This is a genomic window from Thermodesulfomicrobium thermophilum DSM 16697, assembly GCF_059568695.1.
Genome location: NZ_JCANTW010000018.1, coordinates 1 through 19,653, shown reverse-complemented (window position 1 = coordinate 19,653; position 19,653 = coordinate 1). Strand labels below are relative to the sequence as shown.

The window sequence follows — 19,653 nt, the reverse complement described above, 5'->3', positions numbered from 1 at the left end:
CGGGTCTCAAATGGAATTCGTCCCCGGCGCCCCTACACTTCGAAGGCCTCCAGGATGCGGGCCTCGCCGCAGAGTGGGTCCACGCGGCCGAGGCGTAAGTGAAACCGCTGTCCCACCCGCAGCTTGTCGCCGAAGACCTTGCGCGGCGCTTTGAGGAAGAGGGCGAGGTCCGGCAGGGCCACGGTGGCCAGGGGAGCGCCCGCATCCACAAGCACTGCCGGGAAGTGGCGGGTTTTGGCGCGCTGCCGCAAGTATTCGAACTTCCAGTATCTGGGCCGGGCGCGCTGCACCTGGCCCACCATTTCCGCCCGCAGGCAGAGGCTGGGGAGCAGGGCTTCCAGGTCGGCATGGGAAAAGGGCGGCGGCGCGCCGTGCAGCGCGGCGAGGATTTGTCCCATGTTGATCAGATCCACGTAGCGCCGCAGGGGTGAGGTGAAGGTGGCGTAGACCTTGGCCGCGATGGTGGCGTGGCGGCGGGGGACGCATTCCAGAAGCGACGGCCCCATGCGGCCAAGGACGTGGTAGATGTCCTGGGGTTCGCTCCAGACGCCGGCGCACTCCGGGGGAAGGCCGATGTTCTGGGTGCGGAAAAGGAGCGGGATATTCTGCTCCACCGCCAAGGCCGCCAGGGCGGTATTGGCGAGGATCATGAATTCCGACACCATGGCTTGGGCACTCGGCGTGCTGGCCGGGGTGTGGACGCGGACCTCGGGCTGGTCGCCGTGCAAAGAAATGGACGGGTCCGGCTGCTCGGTGATGACCGCGCCTTCCTGGATGCGGCGTTGGCGTAAGGCCTGGGCCGCGGCGAGGGCTGCCTTGAGCATGGGGATCTTGCCGTCGTGCAGCGCCTTTTCCACGGCCTCATAGGTGGTGTTGGCCGCGATCCGGACTCGGGCCAGGCGCGGGGAGCATTGGGTGATCTCCCCGGCGGCGTTCACGCGGCATTCCACCACCAGCGCCGGCCGCGGGCCGTCCGCCCGCAGGCTCAACGTTTCGGTGCCCAGGGCTTCGGGGAGCATGTGGCTCACCCCTTCGGGCAGATACAGGGAGGAGAAGCGGTGGCGCACCGCAAGGTCCAAAGGGCCGTGCCAGGCCCAAGCCAAGGCTGGGCAGGCCAGGACCATCTGCACGCGCCATCCGTCGCCTTCGGCCTCGGCCCAAAAACCGTCGTCGATATCCTGGGTGGAGGCTGCGTCCACGGTGATGAAGGGCGTGGCGACCTGGGGAAGGTCCGCCTCGGCGTGCGCGGCGCGCAGGCGTTCCACTTCTTCGGCAAAGGGTGCCGCCCAGGTGGGCTCCCAGTCATATTCTGCCCGGGCAAGATGCACGTTGTAATGCCGCGGCACGATTCCCCAGGCTTGGGCTAAGAGGAGCGCCAGCCATGGGTCTTCGGGTAGGCCCTGGGCCATGGTCTTCCACATGGCTTCGCTGTCCCGGTCGTCGGGGGCGGTGAGCCGGGCCATGAGCAGCTCGCGCAGCTTGGCCTCCTGTTCCGCGTCTGCTTGCGGCAGGGGCGTGGCCTTGCCTTGGACGCGGTCCCAGAGGGCGCGCAGGAAATCCTGTCCAAAGCCCACCAGGCGGCGGCGCTCTTCGGCGCGGCGCAGCTCTTCTTGGCGGCGCAGGACCACGTCTTCGGGAAAGATTTCGAACTGCGGCGGGTTGAAGCGGAAATGGGTCTTGGTCTGCAGGAGCTTGCGGCCTAGGGCGGCCAGGTGGTCGGGGGTGGGATCCGTGAAGACGAGACCGCCGAGCCAGAGGATGTCCGCCTGGGCAAGCTCCCCTTGGGCGAGCTCCCAGATCTCCAGGGTGTCGATGGATTCCGCCAGATTGTCCCGGCGGCTGTGATGGGTGCGCAGGGCTTCGAGCATCTCGCTTCGCGACGCGCCGGCGGCCTGCACCGGGCCGGTCCACGGCAGGATGCGGGAGACCGGCAGCTTGGCCTCCCGCTGGGCGATGGTGAAGACGCGGGTCTTGCCGGAGACGGCCTCCAGCACCCAGGCGATGACGGGCTGGTTGTCTTGGAGGAACTCCACGATGCAGCCCGGCTGCACGGCAGGCAGATGCTTCATGCTCCCGCCTAGTGCTTGAAGGAGCGCTGGCCGGTGAAGACCATGGCCACTTGCGGCGTGGCTTCGTTGACCGCGGCGATGACCTCGGCGTCCCGCAGGGAGCCGCCGGGCTGGGCGATGGCGGTCACCCCGTGCTCGATGGCCAGATCCACGCCGTCGCGGAAGGGGAAGAAGCCGTCGGAGACGAGCACGGAGCCCGGCAGCCCGCCGCGGGCGGCGCGGGTGCGGGCCTCGATGTCCTCCAGGGCGCGGGCCAGCCCCGCGTCGGTCTTGGCCGCCCGCCGCAAGTCGTAGATGGAGCGTCCGGTCTCTTCTCGGGCCAGGCCGTCGGCGTACTTGGTGAAGGCCTTGTAGATGGTGAGATCCACACACCCCACCCGGTCCTGCTCGCCGGTGCCGATGGCCACGGTGGCGCCGTCACGGGCGAAGATGACGGAGTTGGACGTCACCCCGGCTTCCACGGCCCAGGCAAAGAGCAGGTCTTCGGCCTCCTTGGGCGTGGGACGGCGCGCCATGACCGTGACTCCGTCCTGGGTGGCCTCGGCAGGAAGAAAGTCCTCGGTGCTGCGGATGCGGTTTTGGAAGGAGGTCTGGATGATGAGCCCGCCGTCCGTGAGGCTTTTGATGTCCAAAAACGGGGCGGTGAGGAGCTCCTCCAGGTGCGCAAGGCCCGGCAGGCGCAGTACGCGCAGGTTCTTCTTGGTGGCGAGGACCTCCAGGGCCGCAGGAGTGTACTCCGGGGCCGCGACGATCTCGAAGTAGCTCGCGACCAGAAACTGGGCGCAGTCTTCGGTGAGCGGCCGGTTGACCACCACCGCTCCGCCGAAGGCGGCGATGCGGTCCGCGGCGTAGGCCCGGGTGAGGGCGGTACGCAACCCTTCGTCGGACCAGGCCGCCCCGCAGGGGTTGGTGTGCTTGAGGATGACCGCCGCCGGCTTGGCGTGGAGGTATTGGAGGATGTTGATGCCGTTGTCCACGTCCGTGAGGTTGATCTTGCCCGGGTGCTTGCCCGACTGCAGCAGCTCCGCCTCGGTCATGGCGGAGAGCAGGCCGGGCACGCGTGTGGTGAGCGGCACTCCTGCGGCGTTGAGGCCACCGTCCTCCACGGCGTACAGGGCCGCGGGTTGATCCGGGTTCTCACCGTAGCGCAGCCCCCGGCGCTCGCCGTCGATGCTCCAGAGGCGTTTGCGCAGGGAGAGGGTTTCCTCCCCCAGGGTCAGCTGCAAGGTCTCGGGAAAGGGATCCCCGAGGATGGTGCGGTACATGGCTTTGAGATCGCTCACAGGTGTCCTCCACTCTGAAAATCAAGAAAGCGCGCAGCTACCACAAGGGCGCACAAAGGGCAAACAAGCCGAAGACGCAAGATTCGAATCCCCGGCGGGGGCGTGGGGGCGCGCACAACGGTCGTCCGTCCCCTGCCGGGCCGTGGCATACAATGTGCTTTGGCCTCTTTTCGGAACAGGAGGCAAATATGCATTTTTTCTATTTTTGGAGAAAACCTCAGCAGGCAGAATCCTGCAGTGGAGGCGGAGATCAGGACCACAGTTTGATGGCCGTCGTGCAGGCCGCCATGGAGGTACAGTCGGCGGCGTCGCCGCTCGATGCAGTGGGGGGCCGGGTACGGGGGGGCATGGAGGATTTCGTGGAGCGGCTGGCCGTGGTGGAAGGGCATGTGAGCGCCGTGGCCGAGCGCGCCGAGGGCGTGGATCTGCATGCGCAGCGTCAATCGCATGTGGCGCAGCAGGCGGCGGGCATCATGGCCTCGTTGACGGATCGGGTGCGGACTGCGGAGGAGCGGCTCAAGGCGCTCGAAGGCGCTCTGGCGGAGCTTCTGGTCCGCACCCGGGAAGTGGAGGAGCGCACCCAGGGTATTCATGCTATTGCTAGTACCATCCAAAACATCGCCCGCACCACCAATATGCTCGCTCTCAACGCGACCATCGAGGCGGCCCATGCCGGTGATGCGGGGCGGGGTTTTGCGGTGATCGCGGCGGAGGTGCGCTCCCTGGCGCGCCAGACAATGGAGTCGACCAGCCGGGTGGAACGGCAAAATGACGAAATTGAAAATCACGTGGCATCCATGGTGACTGCCGTGGCCCAAGTGGAGCGCTTGGCCCAGCAGGTGCGCAGCGCCATGGCCGCGTGCCTGGAGGATGTTCAGGGGGCGCGGCCGTGCGTGGAAGAAGGCGGAAGCCGTGCCTTGGAGATCTGCGATGAGGCGCGGGAAGTGGTCCAATCGGTGGAATCCGTGCAGGAAGAGTTGCGGGCTCTGCACGCCGGTGCGCTCGGGCAAAAAGAAGAGGCCGTGGCATTGGCGCGCTTGGCCCGGCAGCTGCGCGAGCAGGCAGACGCCCAGTTGCTGGCTGTGGGGCGGATCCGCTTTGGTCTCCATGAGCGGGGTCGGCAGGCGGTGGAGGAACTGGCCCGGGACCCGGCGGTGCGCTCCATGCATCCCCCGCAGGTGGAGGGGGCCTTGAGGCGCGCCCTTGAGCTTGGCCTGTTTGAGTTGCTCTACGTCACCGATCTGCAGGGGCGCCAAGTGGTGCGCAATGTGGGGACCGTCACTGCGGCCTATGGAGATACGGGCCTTGGCAAGGATTGGTCCCACCGGCCGTGGTTCCGCGTCCCCAGTCAAAGCGGGCAGACCTACATTTCCGACTTTTACCGGTCTGCCGCCACGGAAAACTACTGCCTCACCGTGTCGACGCCCATTGTTGACGCCCAGGGCAAGGTGGTGGGGATCCTGGGCGCAGACCTGGACCTCGGCCGCTTGGTTTCAGGGGTGTAGCCATGGTGGATGTGCGCGCTCTTGTGGCAGCCCGGCGGGTAGTGGTGCATTTTCAGCCCATCGTCAGTCTCCGGCGCAGGCAGGTCATCGGCTATGAGGCCCTGGCTCGGGGGGTTGGCGAGCATGGGGCTATCCCCCCTTTGGCGCTTTTCGAGGCCGCTCGGCAGCAAGGCTTGGCCCTGGAACTGGACCGCCTGTGCCGCGAAACCGCGCTGCGGACCTTTGTCGCCTCGTCCCTGGGGTCGGCCATGCTCTTCCTCAATGTGGACCCTACGGCTCTTACTGCGACTGTGGTGGGCTCCCAATGGATTCGCCGCATGGCCGAGGAGGTCGGCATTCACCCCTCCTCTGTGGTCATCGAAATTGCTGAGAAGCAAGTGACGGATGCCCAACTGCTGTACGATTTTGCCAAGCAATATCGGCAACAGGGATTCCTTATCGCCTTGGACGACTTCGGCGCCGCCCACTCCAACCTGGACCGTCTGGCCCAGGTGGCCCCGGATATCATCAAGATCGACCGCGGGTTGGTGCAAGGTGCCCATCAGTCTTCTGCCCGCCGCCTGCTGCTTCATTCGTTGGCGGACCTGTGTCGTCGCCAAGGCGCTCTGGGGCTTGCGGAGGGAGTGGAAAACGCTGCGGAGGCATTGGCTTTGGCCGCTGCGGGCTTCGACCTCTTTCAGGGGTATTTTTTCGGCCGGCCAGCGGAGGCGTCGGCGGCATCGGCTGTTGCCGCGGCCCAGACTGCCCACGCCATGGCAACGGAGTTCGAGAAGTACCGCAGGCGTTGTATCGTGACCGCCAAACGTCGTTCCCGAGAAATGCTGCAGCGGGTGCAGGAAATGGTGCACGTGCTTCGGCAACGCGATCCCTCCGAGTTCGGAGTGGTGCTCGAAGAGATCGTCCGGCTTTCCAACGATGTGGACTGTATTTTCGTGACCGACGTCCGTGGTATCCAGATAAGCACCACCGTGTGTCAGAATCGCGATCATGGAAACGGGAGTATGCTTTTCCAAAAAGCTCCCCCAGGCACCGATCATGGAATCAAAGACTATATCGCTGTTCCAAGAAGATTACATAAAGAATGGTATATATCCAGCCGTTATGTGTCCTATGCAACTCGGTCCATATGCCGTACCGTTTCCTATGCATTTCAGGCAAGAGACGGACGAAACTATTTTTTGTGTGTTGACTTTATAGAAGAGGATTTCGATCAACTCTTTCCGGTTGGAGACAATGGCTATGATCTCTAGTGGAGGCCAAGACCGAGACGATCAAGCACGATACTTTCTTCTTCATAGTGGAAGAAGATACGTTTGGCTCCTTTATCGGCCCAGGCATCGCATTCGTGGGTGGAGCCTTTTTCTGGTTGGCGGAGCTTTTTGACATCGAGCCGGTTGAGGTTGATGCCAGGGCCGCAATGCAATCGGGTCAGATCCAAGATGCGTTCGTTGATATGCGCCTTCTCCGCGGCGCTGCATTTGTCGGTGGAGGAGAGAAAATCTGGTCCGAATTGGATCTTGGGATCCACAGATTCCCAGATGCGCTCCTGGAAAAGTCGCTTTCGCCCTTCGTTCCAGATGAGTTCGCCCCAGATGGAGAAGGTCACCATGCCGTTCAGTTCCATGAGCAGCGTTTCCGGGACCTGACGTGCGTCTTCGCTGCGCACCGGAAGGCCGGCCTCCAGGCGGCGGAATATCCGTTGGTGTTCGCGGACAATGGTAAGGACGTCGGGCTCGGCGAGGGGAAGTTTGGGCAACCGTAGCAGCTCGGAGGTGTTCTCGAAGATATAGATGCTCTCATCGGCGTAGATCATTCCCAGGGCCTGCATGAAGCCTTGGACACTCTTGAAGCCTCCGGTGAGATTGAACACGACGCGGTAGCCTCGCTGGCGGTAGGATTGGATCTCGTGCGCGCAGAGACGGACGATTTCGCTCATGGCCAATCGGAACTCCGCCAGGTCGCTCGTGCGCAGGTCCGTGATGCGCTGCACGCGGGCGCTGTGGCCATGGCGCTGGAGCGCCGCGGCGATGGCCGTGGCGGCTTCCTCACCAAGGAAGGTGTCGGTGGCCAAGAGCAGATGCTGGATGTCCCTTTGCGCCTTGAGATCCCCATGGAAGAAGCGGACGATGGCATTGAGCTCGGCGCTGAGGCGGCACATTTCCGTGACGCTTGCCTCCTCCAGGCGTTTTTGCGCGGTTGCGACACAGGCGCGGAGCGCTGCGCGCGTCTCTGGATCCAATGCATCGGCGCTAGGGACATTGGCGTGGGCGTGAATACGTTGGCGCGCCTCGGGATTGGTGTTCATCAGCAGGCTGGTGCCGCAGGTGGAAACCATGAGTGTGGGCATACGGCGTCCTCAAGGCAGAAGGTCAAGGGCAAGGGCGGACCAGAGCTCCAGGGGCAGGCTGCGGAGTTCTTGGGGCGGCAGCCATTGGAGTCCTGCGAGTTCGGCTGCTGGGGCTGCGCCGCGGATGTCCACGTGGTGGAGGAAGACCGCACCGATGTGCACCGCCCCCACGGCGGTGCGGCTTTCGTGCACGAGTCCGCAAAAGCGGCTGTCGCCGTGGCCAGCAGCCGGGAATTCTTCCTGGATTTCCCGCAAGAGTCCGGCGATGAGGGTGGTTTTCCAGCAAAAGGGACGGCGCGCATCCTGCGGGTTCACGTGTCCGCCCACGCCAATGGACCAGAGGCCGTGGAGTCGGGATTCGCTGCCGTGGCGAGGATAGGCGGCGATGCGACCAGCGGAATTTTGGAGGATAGCGTAGGGGATCCATTGCTTCCAGGAAGGATCATTCTCGGCCTCGGTCCGAGGCACCCAATGGGGCGGGATGGGGGCCAAATGATGCAGCCAGGCGTCCATATCCATGGCAATGGCCCCGGCTTGGGGCAGCCAGTCTTGGGGGAGAGCCGCGGTCGGGGTGCACAGGACGCTTTCGGTCATGGGGTGCTCCACTGGGGATTGAGGTGGTGGCTGATTTTTTCGAGTAGCCCTTGGCGTTCGTTGTGACCGATGAATGCCGCCTCCAGGCTGTGGCGCAGGGTCGCAAGCAGTTCCATGCGGGTGATGCCGGGGCAGAGTCTGGCGGTGAAGATCCAGTTGTCGGTGAGGTTCGCCTGGCTGATGCCAATGTTGTCGGTGTTGATGGTCACCGCCACGCCTTTGCGTAAATACTCGCGAAGGGGGTAGGTCATACGGTCGGTGGCAGGGACGTCCAGGCATGCAAAGCATTCCTGTTGGGGCACGAGGTTGGGCGCCGGGTGGCGGATCTGGTAGTTGGCGTAAGGGCAGAGTTCCACCGCGATACGGCGGCTCACGACGGAGTTGAGCAGCGTGTCGTCGTCGCTCATGAGCCGCAGACCATGCCCCAGGCGCCGGGCATTGAGATCGAACACTGCCCGCCAGATGGCTTCCGCGTCGTCGTTCTCCCCGGCGTGTACCGTAAGGGCCAGGCCACAGCGGTGCACGGCGGTGAACTCCTCGCGGAAGAGATGGGGACGGGTTTCGCGGTCTTCGTAGCCCGCCAGATCCACACCCACCACCCGGCAACCTTCCTGCCATCTTTCGGCGGCGGTCACCGCCAGGCTGATGTGCCGGGCCATGTGGGTGCGGAAATTCCCGCTTTGCCTGCGGGTGGCGATGAGGATGAGGTTTACGTGACACCGATCATCCTGCATGCATGCCTGGAAGATATTGCGGATGTCGGTGAGTACCTCCCAGGGGCTGCGCTCGTCGGTGGCGTAGTTGGCGGGAGAGCAGCGCACCTCGGCATAGACGATGCCGTCTTCAGCCAGGGTCTCGTAGAGCAGTTGGCAGTGCCGTTGAAGACAACCGGGGTCGCGCAGTAATCGGGTGCCGGTGGCGTCCCCCAGGCGGGTGTACTCGGCGAGGGTGATGGGTTCCGGGGGTACCGGCCAGCCGGGCGGAAACTCCGGGACGGGTTGGGTGGGCAGTTTTTCTGGGAAGCAGGCGGCCTGGCGCACTGCCTCGAGGTCCGTGCCGTGGGTGGCGAATCCTCCCAGATGGCAGTGGAGGTCGATCTTGGGGAGGGATCGCACCCACGTGCGGTCATTTTCTCCATCAAGGGGCTCTTCGAGCCATTGGAGCTCCTGGGGCGACCAACTGGCCAGTATCGGAAACGGCAGGCGTGCAAGGCGCTCGAAGTGGTGGCTCACGTGGATGCTCCGCCGGCGCATTGCAGCGACGTATTCTCGGAGAGACGAACCAGGGGTCGGGTACGCCTTGAATTCGCCGACGGCGTCACCTTTTTCCAACACCAGTGGGTAGTCCGCGCTTCGCAGCCGCTGCACCTGGGGCCATCCCGTCTGGCCACCGAGGCAGATCCAATGCACGCCATGTCGGCGCAAGGCCTCTTCCACCTCCTCGGCGGTACTGGGCTCGCGCTTTCGGCCTGCCTCGGCGCCGAACATGGGAGTGGCCAGGACGTGGAAGACTTCCTGCGCTCCAAAGAGTTCGGCGGCCTGCTGCATGGCTGCGGACATGGTCTTGAAGCCGCCGGCAAGGCATACCCATCGTTCTGTCCGGGGAAGCGGGTGCATGCGGTGCAGGAGCCAGCGCAGGAGCACTTCTTCGAACCGCTCGTGATCGTTGGGAGTGCCCAAGTCCGAGAAGTCTGCCACTCGGGTGATGGAGTAATCCATCTTTTGAGCCTGGAAGAATTGGTGCAGCATGGTTGTTTCGATGCGCTTGGAGGCGCTGGCGATGACGTGGACCGCATCGAGGCGCTGGTGCTGGAGCATGAGACCGACGGCCTCAAGAACCACGGCGGGTGCGGTCCCCACGGTGATGAAGAGTTGCGCCATGGGCGGGCTCCTCAGTGATAGGTGTAGGGGAAAAATCGGGCTGGCTGGCGGGCGACCAGGTCCAGGACCGCTGGGGCGTGACGGTCCAAAAGCGGCGCGAAATGCGGCGGGTGCAGCAGCTCGCTGCGCACCGGAGCCAAGGCCTGCGCCACCGGTTCTTCAGGGACGCAAACCCCGAGGCTTTGGAGCAATGCCAAGGGGAGCAGCGCCATGACCTGCACCGTGGGGCCCATGCGGGCGCACCATCGGGCGCTTTTTTCCGCAAGTGCTCGGGCGGCCTGGGGATCTTCGTGCGCCAGATGCCGGGCCAGATTCATGGCCACGAGCTGCCAGGGGTGGCGCGCCTCGCCGTCCTGGTCCACGCGCTTGCGGATGGCGGTGGTGACGCCAGGCTCAAGGGGCAGGCGGGCGTCGCCGGACACCCGCAGCAGGGCGTGGAGTTCGTAGGCATTGAGGGCCGCGATTGTGCCGCGGCGCCGGATCAGGGCGTTCAGCTCCGCGGCGGCTTGCGCGTGCTCGCCGGCGCTCGTCCAGGCCATGATGGCGTAGAGCCGGTCGCGCTCGATGTCGTCCCACCTGCCGGTGCGGGGGGCGCAGAAGGCCTCCTCGGCCTTGCGCAGCAGGGCGATGCACTGTGGGAGGTATGCAGGGCCGAGAAAGCCGTAGTGCTGCCCCAGGGTGCCGTAGTATTGGCCGAGGATGATGCAGGGACGTGGCCCGAAGCGCCGGCGGCGGCGCTCCCAGGTGGCCTCCAGCTCTTCCAGGGCTTCGCGTTCGTGGGCGCTGAGGGGCAGCGCGAGCGGAAAGTCGTAGCGGTTGTGGCGCTCGCCGATGGCCTTGATGACGGCGTGGAGCACAATGCTTTGTGGGCCGTCTTCCTGGTAGGGTACGGCAGACTCGTGCTGCCGGGCGATGGTCTTCCAGGTGGAAAAAGCCGTGACATCGCCGCGGTGGTTGGCCCGTTCCATTTGGAGCATGGCGAGCTTCCAGGCGGCCTGGGGTTGATGGTCGGCCACGGTGGCGTTCATGCACGCGAGAAGGGCTTCTTGAAGATTTTCCGGAAGCTTGGGGAGGGCGTCCACCAGCCGGTGCAGGTCTGGAGCGCGGCAGAGGGCGCGGGTGATCTCGTGGCGCTGGTGCCGCACCCAGGGGGCAAGGACCCCGGGGAGCGTGGCGAGCTCTGCGGCCAGAGCGCCGGATTCCGGCTGGGAGGGGGCGTTTTCCAGCAGACGCCGGATCACGAGGAGTTTGGCGGCGGCCTCAGGGCTGCGGGCCCAGCGCAGAATGGCCCAGGCCTCGTCCAGGGTGGTCACGGCCACGGCGTGGGAGCATGGCGGCGCGGCGCAGCCTTGGGGGTAGAGGAAAAGGCGTCCAGGGCATTGGGTCTTGGTGGCGACCTCGGCCACGGGCAGGACATGGCCTTGGGGGTCGAGGCCGCCGGTGGCGATGACGTCTTCGGGAAGGGCGAGGTCGTCGAGGGCGGCCAGGGCGGCCAAGGCGCACGGCAGGGCCAACGACGCCCCCACCAGCCGTTCGTGGGGTGCCAGGGGCAGGAGGCATGGGGTGCGGCCGCGGCGCTGCGCCACCACCTGGGTCACGGTGGCGGCGGCGTGGCGGGCGGCGCTATCAGACCACAGGGCGGCGGTCTTTGCCTCGGGCAACGGGCCAAAGCCTACCAGCACATGGGCCACCACCGCCCCTTCTGGTCCAGCGGTGGGCACCAGGGCCAGCCGCCAGGGGGCGTGCTCCAGGACGTCCAAGGGCACGTCCCACAGGTCGCGCGCCAGGGCGGCGATGTGGGGGCGCGCCCACGCGGGGCGGTGCTGGGGCCAGAGGAGGTGGCAGGCCACAAGCAGCCGGGAAAACGCCGGGGGCGCGGCGGCGAGGATGCGATCGAGGGTTGGCCCCTGGGCGTGTCTGCCCCAGATGCCAGGATGAGGCGGGATGGCAAAAGATGCCACCCCGTCGGCGAGGTCGAAGTCCAGGGAATCCAGATTACCGGGCATGGGATGCGGAGTCGTCCACGAGCAGGAGCAGCGGTCGGCCCATGAGGAAGGATTCGGTCCCGTGGCCGGGAAAATCGGCGCGGAACATCCCGGTGTGGGGGTCCAGACGGCAGACCCCTTCTCGCATGTGGAGCTTGTGCTGCCACCAGGCGTAGAGCGTGCCCTTGCGCGCTGCAGGATCCAGGACGCCGGTGATGCGGATGGTGTCGCCATCGAGTCGGCGCTGGTATTGGGTGGCTAAGAAACCGTGGCACGGCATTTCCTGCGCCTGGCCCAAAAGGACGCGGGTGTAGGGGATGTGCTCCGGGGTGTCGGCCGCGGCCACGGCGGTCAGTTCCGGGGGCAGCGTGGCGGTGGCCAGGGCGCGCCAGGGGTCGAGGTCTTCAGGCTGTGCGATGCCTGGGTGAAAGCGCAGTACCCGGCGGCGGGTGGACTCGGCGGCGCTGGCGTCCAGGTCGCGGCTGCGCAGGACCATGAACTGGGCCACGTCTGCTTCCAGGAGCCGGAAGGCGGCGATCCCCGAGTCTTCAGGCACGCAATACTCTCCTTGGGCGGCCTCGCGCACGGCGTGCAGGTGCCCTGGAGAGACGTCTCCCAGGTGCTGCTCCAGCGTCTGGACGGGGAGGATGGCGGTATTCCAGGCCTCGGCCAGACCCTGCCCTGGGGCGAGGGGCACGTCTCCTGGTCCGGCCAACTCCGGGGTGTCGAAGAGCTGCGCCCCCCACAGGTGCGCCCCGGGGAGCACCTCCAGCACCAGCACAAGGGGCGGGTGGATGTAGCGGCCCGGATGCAGCCAGCCCCCCAAGCGCTGGGCAAGGCTCCAGATCTGGCCGGCTGCGGGTTGGGGGCGCTCGCCGGGGACGATCTCTGGCCAATGGACGCTCAGGGCCTTGCGCGGCCACGGCCACGGCGTTCCTGTGGGCGGCAGGGTGCGTTCGGTGAGCATCAAGCGCCACGCGGCGCGGAGCAGAGACATAGCGGCCTCCTATGGTTGGCGGCAGTCCACCTGCTGGCACAAAACGTCCCAGAGGCGCTCACGAAAGGCCTCGAAGAGGTTGGGGTCCAAGTCCGCCTCGCCAAGCCCGGCATGGGGTTCGAGCACCTGCCGCAAGGTGAGATAGGCGCGCTTCTTGATGGCCGAGATGCCGCATGCGGCCGCATACCCCAATGCCCGGGCGGCGTCTTCCATGCGCCAGCCGCAGTGTTCCAGATAGCACAAGACCAAGGCGGCCTTGGGTTCCAAACTTTGGGCCGCAGCCGTGACAATGGCCTCGAGGCGGCCGCGCGTGATGGCGGCTTCGTAGTCGGTGGCCTCTCCCAAGCGTTGCAAAAGACTGGGGCTGTCTTCCTCGGCGTCCGAACCTTCTTCCAAGGAGATCTCGTTGCGGTCGTAGATGCTTGTGTCATAGTGCTGGCGCAGGAAGGCGCAAAACTCCCGCAGATGGATGCTCGGGGCATATCCCAAGAATGCTTTTGCCTGATGGAAAAAGTGGAGCGCCACTTCGAGAATGTCTTTTGAGTTGCGAATATCTTTGTTTGCAAGCAATTGGGGTTGGAAGTTGCGTCCTCGAAGTTCCTTGTACGCCGGCAGTGGCTGGCCTTGAGGATCTCCGTAAGCGGCATAACTGCCGCGCAGATGATACCCTGCCTCGGGAAATTGCTTCAAGGATTGCCGCACCCGTTGGTAGAGCAGGTCCCGTTTTTGTTCTTGGAAGAATTTTTTCTGGAGGTAGTCTATCTTGGCACTGATGGCGTCGATGTTTTGGATCGCCACCAAGTGATGGAAGTGGAGATCGTTGGCCAGTCGCTCCTGGAGAAAGATCCAGAGGTCATGGAGATGGTCGAGATCGTCCCCATCGAGGGCCTGGCGTAAAAGATCCAGAAAATCCTCACTGCGAAGCCATTGGTGGATGGTTGCGTTGGCCGTCATGGAAGGGGGTAGGGTTGGTGGTGGAGGATCGGGCGCAGGCCGCGTTGTGGACGCTGCGCCATGCCTGTGCCTCCATAGCGCACGGCCGCAGTGATTTCAATGCACTTGCCGGGCCGTGGCTGGCGGTGTGCATGCGGCGATCTAGGCCAACCGCAATGCGCAGCCATGCAGCATTCCCCCCAGCCGCACGGCTCCTTGGTTCTGATTGTTTCCTGTGAAACAGCTTGGGCCTGCAGTCCCCTCGAATCGGGTCATGCATTCAGAGGAAAGGGAGACTTTGGTCTCCCTTATTTTCTACATATCATCTTAATCCCCTCGAATCGGGTCATGCATTCAGAGGGGCGCAACGGAGCTCCCGGAAGGAGCGCGGATTGAATCTTAATCCCCTCGAATCGGGTCATGCATTCAGAGCGTAACGCTGACGGCAACGAAGTCCAGCGCATCGTGCGATCTTAATCCCCTCGAATCGGGTCATGCATTCAGAGCCAAGTTGGTCAGTGGACCGAAATGGCGCTTTACCGGATCTTAATCCCCTCGAATCGGGTCATGCATTCAGAGATCAAGACAGATACTCCTGCAAGGTCTGCGCCTCAGAATCTTAATCCCCTCGAATCGGGTCATGCATTCAGAGAAACCAAGGATGCCTTGCGGTTGTGTCTCCTTGGCATCACCAAATCTTAATCCCCTCGAATCGGGTCATGCATTCAGAGTGCGGATGGAGGGAGCCCATGTGGGGAGCGGCTTGGCGCTGGTGCGTTCACGAATCCTCCGATTTTTCGGTCCTCGGGAAAGGCTGTGCGATGTTTTTTAGTCAAAATTGTTCTTGTTTTCAAGGGGGTCAATCACTCATGGATCGGTTTTTGTCTGGGTCTGTCTTTTCCGTGGGTTGGGTGGCTGAAACCGACGGAGTGGTCAGGTCCGTGGGTGGGATGGTTTCGCGCTTTCGAACCTCGAACTCTTGCAGGCAGGCACCGTAGTGCTCCATATCTTCGAGGGACAATTCTTCTCCCCGGGCCTCTGGTGGGAGGTCCAGGGACAGGAAGAAGAACCGCGCTCCACGCTGGCATACTTGGGCGGCCAGGTGGATGGGCAGGGTGCCGATGACGGTGTCTCCGGGCTGAATCTGTTCCGGGTCGAGGTGATCCACCATGCGGGAGATGCTGATCCCTTGGCGCTTTGCCCATTCCTTGGCCCCGGGATGCCGGGAGACGAACCACACGCTGCCGGTGGACGTTGGAGGCTCGATGCGGCCAGAGGCGGCGAAGCGCTGCACTTCGGCCTCGAGGCGGGGGCGGACCCTGTCTTTGGGCAGGGGGCGTTTCTTCATGCCGCCGTGCTGGATGTCGTTACGCACTTCGGCCACAGGACCGGCGATATCCCGTATCTCGGCAAAGACGGCGTCCCAATGGCGGCGTTGGGCTTCGTCGAAGCCGGGCTGGGTAGGGCAGGTGGCTTCGGGCGGGGCCAGGCGGCAGGTCCAGCCTTCGCGCAGGACCACCGCCGCCTCGGCCAGACGGCCCCAATCAAGGTAGATCTGGGCCAAGGCCGCGAGGGCGTTGTGGCCGGCATCCGATGCCAGGTGGTTTTCCGTGAGGGACAGGGGGCGCAGCATCGCTTCCAAGCGGTTCATGGGTTCCTGGAGCACGGGGAGGCGCTCTTCCAACTGGGGCCGGACGTTGGCGATGGCCTCCAGCAGGCCGGTGACCAAGGAGGTTCTGCCAGGGGCAGGCGGGAGGAGGAGCTCGCCGATGCGGATGCCGTCCAGGGCCTGGCAGACGCTGCGCAGGGCGGTTGCCAAGCCGAGCAGTTGGGGCGGATCGCCCTGTCTGCCGGAAAGTCCCCAGGCTTTGCCCCAGGCGCGGCCGGTGCTCTCGGCGAGATCGGCCAGGGCGGTGCCATGGCCGGTGGCGAGAAAGGTGGCGATGGCGGTGCTCCAGTCTGCGGTCTCCACGAAGGCGGTCAGGTCCCAGATGGGGGCCTCGTTGTGCTCGCCCTTGGCCTCGTAGGCGCCGTAGAGGACCTGGATGGGCTGGGACTCTCCCAGGGCGCGGTAGAGGTGCAGGGCCGCGCCGGCAAAGAACGGTTGGGAGCGAAAGCCGTGGGTGATGTCCACCACCAGCGGGGCGGTGGTCGCGGTCATGGTATCGAGCAGGGTGCGGAAGTTGGCCTGCAGCTCCTGCGGGGTTGCGCCGTTGGTGATGGGGACGATTTGGGGCTGGTCGAGCCCTGCCTCGGCAAAGGCGGCGGCGATGCCGGCCCCGTGGGTTTCCATGGCCTTGGCCGTGGCGAAGATGGTGGTGCGTCCTGGGCCAAGGAGCTTGCGGATGGCCAGGGCGGCGTAGCGAGTCTCGACCCCTGGGACTTCGGGGTGGAAGCGATAGGTGACAGGCTGGTAGTTTCCCGTGCCGAGAAAGGAGATGAGGTGGGGGGTGGATTCGTGCATGGTTCCTCCGGAGGATCAAGGCAAGGCGCCCAATTCCGCTACAGGTAGGCGCTGGAGCGCGGGCGCGGCGGCTCGCCGATCCCCAGGCCTTCGAAATCCGTAAGACAGCTGCGGCAGAGGCGGTAGCAGCGCACGCTGTCGCTGGTATGGTCCAAGAGGCGTTCGAGCTTGTCAAGGAGCCGCAGGAGTTGGCGCTCGCTTATGTGTTCGCATTCATACACGGACTTTTGCACCCGTCGGCCGTAGCCGTCCAGGAGTTTGGCGGCCTTGGTGCGGGCGCGGTCCTCGGCGATGTCGTAGCAGATGACGTAGAACATCAGCGGACAAGCTCCCAAGGGAAAGGGCGGTACTCAGGGGCTTCGCCGGTGAGGTGGGCGGCGAAGCGGCGCACCTGCCGCAGGATGAGTTCCCGCAGCGTGGTGTGGTCGTCGGCCATGGGGTCCCGGGTGCGGGTGGTCATCCAGGTGTCGTAGCTCTCCATGAGGGCGCGGATGGTGCCTGGCTTCATGGACACCGGGCGTTTTTCCGTGAGTTCGTCTTCGTGGGCGAAGGCCTCGGGGGCGGAGCGCAGGATGAAGCCTTCGGGGCTGACGGCGCGGCGGTTCACCAGCCCGAGGACGAGGCGGTCGGCCACGAAGGTGCGCCATTCTTCGACCAGGTCGCAGGCCAAGGATGGCCGGCCGTAGGCCACTTCGTGCAGGGCGCCCAGGTAGGGGTCGAGGCCCACGCGGGAGATGGCGGAGAGCACTTCGGCCGTGAGCACGGTGGAGACGTAGGAGATCAGGGCATTGATGGGGTCCCGAGGGGGGCGGCGGGTGCGGCCGGTGAAGGTGAAGGCGGGGTTGCGCACAAGCAGGCCGAAGACCCCGAAATAGATGCGGCTGCCGTGGCCTTCGGCGCCGCGTACCAGTTCCAAGGATGGCTGCGCCGGGAGTCCGCGCTCCAGGGCGCGGATGGCCGCGCCTGCGGCGAGCAGGCGTTCATCGCCATATTGCTGGCCGCGCAACAGGAGAAACCGGGCCTGGGCGCGAAGCTTGCCGGCCACGATGCTGCGGGCGATCTGGGCTGCCCTGGCCGGGTTGGAGAGCACGAGGTATTGGGCCCGGCGGCGCTCCACGTGCTTGTGCTCGTCAAGGACCAGTCGGGCCTCGAAGCGGCCGGTGGGCGACAACAGTACGGTTTCTACCCGGTGCTGCACCAAGGCCTTGAGCACGGCCCCAGACAGGGAGCCATAGCCCATCACGGTGAGGGTTTTGAGGCCATCGAAGGCCACGCGCTCTACGGTACGGCCGTGGCGCACCACGGCCAGGTTGTCGTCTTCCTTGCGCAGGTAGGCCCCAGGTTCCAGCACATAGACGCGTTCCACGAGGCGCTCCTAGTGGGCTGGCAAAAATCGGTGCACCAGATCCATGGCGCGGCGGAGTTCCCGCAGCGCGTCCTGGAGATTGGTGATGCGCTCCGAGACCTCGGCCTGTTCGAGGCGCCAGCCGGGGACGAACACCAAGGGGTGGAGGTAGCGCACCGGGCCGGGAGCGGGGCAGAGGTCCCGGGTGCTTTCCAGCAGGGCGTGGATCTTGCGGCAGCCCAGCGGAGTTCCCCGCAGACGGGAGATTTTGTAGTCCACCAGGTGCGGGTTGTAGTTTTCTTGGTCCCCCAACAGGGCGTGGAGGACCTGACGGCGCTTGGGCAAAAAACCGATGGTGCCCAAGAGGACGCGCTCTTCGCGCAGGGACAGGGTGCGTCTTTGCCGGCACAGGGCGACGATGCCGGCCACGAGCGGGCAGGCCTGGGTCAGGGTGTGGAGGTTGGGAAAGTCCTCCGCCCACGCCGTGGCCGCCGGATGGGGGAGCACCGGGGCCGCAGGCGGCAGGCTCTCCAGCACGGATGCCGCATTGAGGACAACGCCTTGCAGCCGCTCCAGTTGCCGCACCATGTCCTCCCGGGTGCCGGGCAAAAGGCGGGAGGGCTTGCCCGAGAGGCGGTGGATGCCCAGGGGGAGTTTGACGAGGTTCCCCAGCCCCTTGCCGGACAGGGTGTCTTGCTTGGGGAAGACCTCCAAATGGAAGGCGGTGAGGTCCGGCTGCAGGCGGGCCGTCAGTCGCCCCAGGGCGGTGCGGACGGCAGCAGGGTCCACGGGTTCGGCGAAGGGGAACCAGAAATGATAGCCTTTGCCGCCGCTGAATTCCGTGATGCAATGGAGCTTCTGCTCCGCGGCAAGCCCAGGGAGGCGCCCGAGGAGGTAGGCGAGCTCTCGGCGCACGGTGTGGCGTTCGCGGCCATCGAGGCGCGCGCCCCGCAGCTCCTTGCGCAGGTCCGCATCGATGACGCCCAGATAGGTGCGGCCGCTTTGGGTCAGGAGATAGATGCCGTAGGTGCGCAGTCCCGCCAGGTGCTCGCGCACAGCCGCCGGCGTCAGCGGTTCGCGCACCGGCACGTAGCCGCTTTTGCCGGTGGCCTTGTCCACCCACTGCCGGGCGAAGCAGTCTTCGCGGCCGCGGAAGATGTGCATGTAGTGGCGGATGAGTTCTTCCATGTGCGCCTGGCGCGTAAACGGGGCTTCGGGCACCGCGGGTTCTTGAGGCTCCGGACTGGGGTTGGGTGCGGGGGATACGATCCCCAGGTGCTGGGGGGCCAGTTGTTGGCAGAGGGCGCGCAGGCGCATGAGCCCTGGCGTATCGCCGAGGGTCTCAAGGAGGGCGTGGTGTTCCTGCCAGCCGAGGGGGTCGTGCGGGAAGCGCTGGTGGAGGGTTTCCAAGGCTGCGTGCGCTGCGTCGCGGTCTTGGGCCATTTGCGCGCAGCGGGCCCAGCGCAGCAGCTGCGAGGCATCCAGTTCCTCGAGCAGTTCCCGCTCGGACAGAAGCTGCCGGAGGGCCTCTGGATCTGCGCCGGTGAGGGCAAGGTGCTCCAGGCGAGCGAGGATGAGACCAAAATCCACGGGGCGTGGTTGGGGCGTGGCGGCCATGGCGGCTCCTTGAAGAAGGTGTGTCCCTTTCTCCAAGGAGTACGGGAGCGGCGGCTGAGATTTTGCGCCTCTCCCGCGATGCTTGCCCGGGGCCTGCGGGTCGGCGTCGCTAGGCCCCTACCTCCCACCCCACGATTTGGCGTTGGGCGGCGCTGAATTCCACTCCCACTTCCAGGACCCGCACCCCTGGGGCGCGGTATTTGGCGGCGTAGTTTTTGGTTTGGATCTGGGTAAGGGCGGTGCCGGTGGGGGTGTCCTGGTGGATGACCTTGAACTCGAAGATCCACACCGTGTCGTGGTGCCGCACCGTCAGGTCGCAGCGGCCAAAGCTGCTTACGTCTTCAGCGATGATGGAGAGCCCGAGCGAGGCCAGGTGGCTGTAGAACACACTGGCGAAATAGCCTTCGTACTGGGCGATGGGGCTGGTGTCGTACCAGCTATGGGGGATGCCGGCAAAGAGGCGCTCGAAGTGTTGGCGCACCGCCTGGGTGTCTGCTGCGGCAAAGGCGCGGCGAAGGGGGAGGGCGTGGCGCATGACCTCAGCGTCGTTGGGGATCCAGGCGGCCAAGAGGGAGCGGTTGAGGGCCATGCGTACTTCCAGGTTGGGCACGCGCAAGGTGTAGGCCGTGAGCAC

Annotated in this window: 15 protein-coding genes and 1 CRISPR repeat array; of the genes, 2 read left to right on the top strand and 13 right to left on the bottom strand. The window is 65.2% G+C overall.

Going from position 1 to position 19,653, the window contains the following annotated elements; genetic code table 11:
• Positions 1-32: 32 nt before the first annotated feature.
• Both BR00_RS10890 and BR00_RS10885 read right to left on the bottom strand, forming a co-directional pair.
• Complete coding sequence (locus BR00_RS10890; RefSeq protein WP_496477626.1) at positions 33-2,069, bottom strand: RNB domain-containing ribonuclease; 2,037 nt, start codon at positions 2,067-2,069, stop codon at positions 33-35.
• An 8-nt stretch (positions 2,070-2,077) separates the two neighbouring features.
• Complete coding sequence (locus tag BR00_RS10885) at positions 2,078-3,352, bottom strand: IMP cyclohydrolase (RefSeq protein WP_496477625.1); 1,275 nt, start codon at positions 3,350-3,352, stop codon at positions 2,078-2,080.
• Positions 3,353-3,618: 266 nt separating this feature from the next.
• On the opposite strand from BR00_RS10885, the gene BR00_RS10880 reads away from it, so the two are divergent.
• Together BR00_RS10880 and BR00_RS10875 are read left to right on the top strand one after the other, a co-directional pair.
• Positions 3,619-4,857, top strand: coding sequence for a methyl-accepting chemotaxis protein (locus BR00_RS10880; protein ID WP_496477731.1), 1,239 nt, complete (start codon positions 3,619-3,621; stop codon positions 4,855-4,857).
• 2 nt (positions 4,858-4,859) lie between these two features.
• The gene (locus BR00_RS10875; RefSeq protein ID WP_496477624.1) at positions 4,860-6,107 is read left to right on the top strand and encodes an EAL domain-containing protein; all 1,248 of its coding nucleotides are present in this window, start codon (positions 4,860-4,862) and stop codon (positions 6,105-6,107) included.
• Here BR00_RS10875 and BR00_RS10870 read toward each other — a convergent pair.
• From BR00_RS10870 to BR00_RS10820, 11 genes are all read right to left on the bottom strand, one after another.
• Positions 6,104-7,204, bottom strand: a complete 1,101-nt coding sequence (locus BR00_RS10870; RefSeq protein ID WP_496477623.1) for a putative CRISPR-associated protein — start codon at positions 7,202-7,204, stop codon at positions 6,104-6,106. The genes BR00_RS10875 and BR00_RS10870 overlap by 4 nt on opposite strands.
• A 9-nt stretch (positions 7,205-7,213) precedes the next feature.
• Positions 7,214-7,798, bottom strand: a complete 585-nt coding sequence (locus BR00_RS10865) for a hypothetical protein (protein ID WP_496477622.1) — start codon at positions 7,796-7,798, stop codon at positions 7,214-7,216.
• Complete coding sequence (locus tag BR00_RS10860) at positions 7,795-9,678, bottom strand: CRISPR-associated ring nuclease (protein WP_496477621.1); 1,884 nt, start codon at positions 9,676-9,678, stop codon at positions 7,795-7,797. Before BR00_RS10860 ends, BR00_RS10865 begins: the two co-directional genes overlap by 4 nt.
• Positions 9,679-9,689: 11 nt before the next feature.
• Positions 9,690-11,684, bottom strand: a complete 1,995-nt coding sequence (locus BR00_RS10855; protein ID WP_496477620.1) for a hypothetical protein — start codon at positions 11,682-11,684, stop codon at positions 9,690-9,692.
• Entirely contained in the window at positions 11,674-12,660 is a 987-nt protein-coding gene (locus tag BR00_RS10850; RefSeq protein ID WP_496477619.1) for a hypothetical protein, read from the bottom strand. Before BR00_RS10850 ends, BR00_RS10855 begins: the two co-directional genes overlap by 11 nt.
• A 9-nt stretch (positions 12,661-12,669) precedes the next feature.
• Complete coding sequence (locus BR00_RS10845) at positions 12,670-13,614, bottom strand: hypothetical protein (protein ID WP_496477618.1); 945 nt, start codon at positions 13,612-13,614, stop codon at positions 12,670-12,672.
• 229 nt (positions 13,615-13,843) lie between these two features.
• Positions 13,844-14,324: direct repeats of the CRISPR family, unit length 36 nt; unit sequence ATCTTAATCCCCTCGAATCGGGTCATGCATTCAGAG.
• A 128-nt stretch (positions 14,325-14,452) separates the two neighbouring features.
• On the bottom strand, positions 14,453-16,057 hold the full coding sequence (gene csx16, locus BR00_RS10840) for a CRISPR-associated protein Csx16 (RefSeq protein ID WP_496477617.1): 1,605 nt from the start codon (positions 16,055-16,057) through the stop codon (positions 14,453-14,455).
• 38 nt (positions 16,058-16,095) lie between these two features.
• On the bottom strand, positions 16,096-16,374 hold the full coding sequence (cas2, locus tag BR00_RS10835; RefSeq protein ID WP_496477616.1) for a CRISPR-associated endonuclease Cas2: 279 nt from the start codon (positions 16,372-16,374) through the stop codon (positions 16,096-16,098).
• Positions 16,374-17,423 carry a CRISPR-associated endonuclease Cas1 gene (gene cas1 / locus BR00_RS10830; RefSeq protein ID WP_496477615.1) on the bottom strand — a complete coding sequence of 350 codons (1,050 nt, stop codon included), beginning with the start codon at positions 17,421-17,423 and terminating at the stop codon, positions 16,374-16,376. Before cas1 ends, cas2 begins: the two co-directional genes overlap by 1 nt.
• A 9-nt stretch (positions 17,424-17,432) precedes the next feature.
• Entirely contained in the window at positions 17,433-19,019 is a 1,587-nt protein-coding gene (locus tag BR00_RS10825; protein WP_496477614.1) for a CRISPR-associated primase-polymerase type A1, read from the bottom strand.
• Between the two features lie 109 nt (positions 19,020-19,128).
• Positions 19,129-19,653: PD-(D/E)XK nuclease domain-containing protein (locus BR00_RS10820; protein ID WP_496477613.1), on the bottom strand; the 525-nt coding region annotated here is incomplete at its 5' end.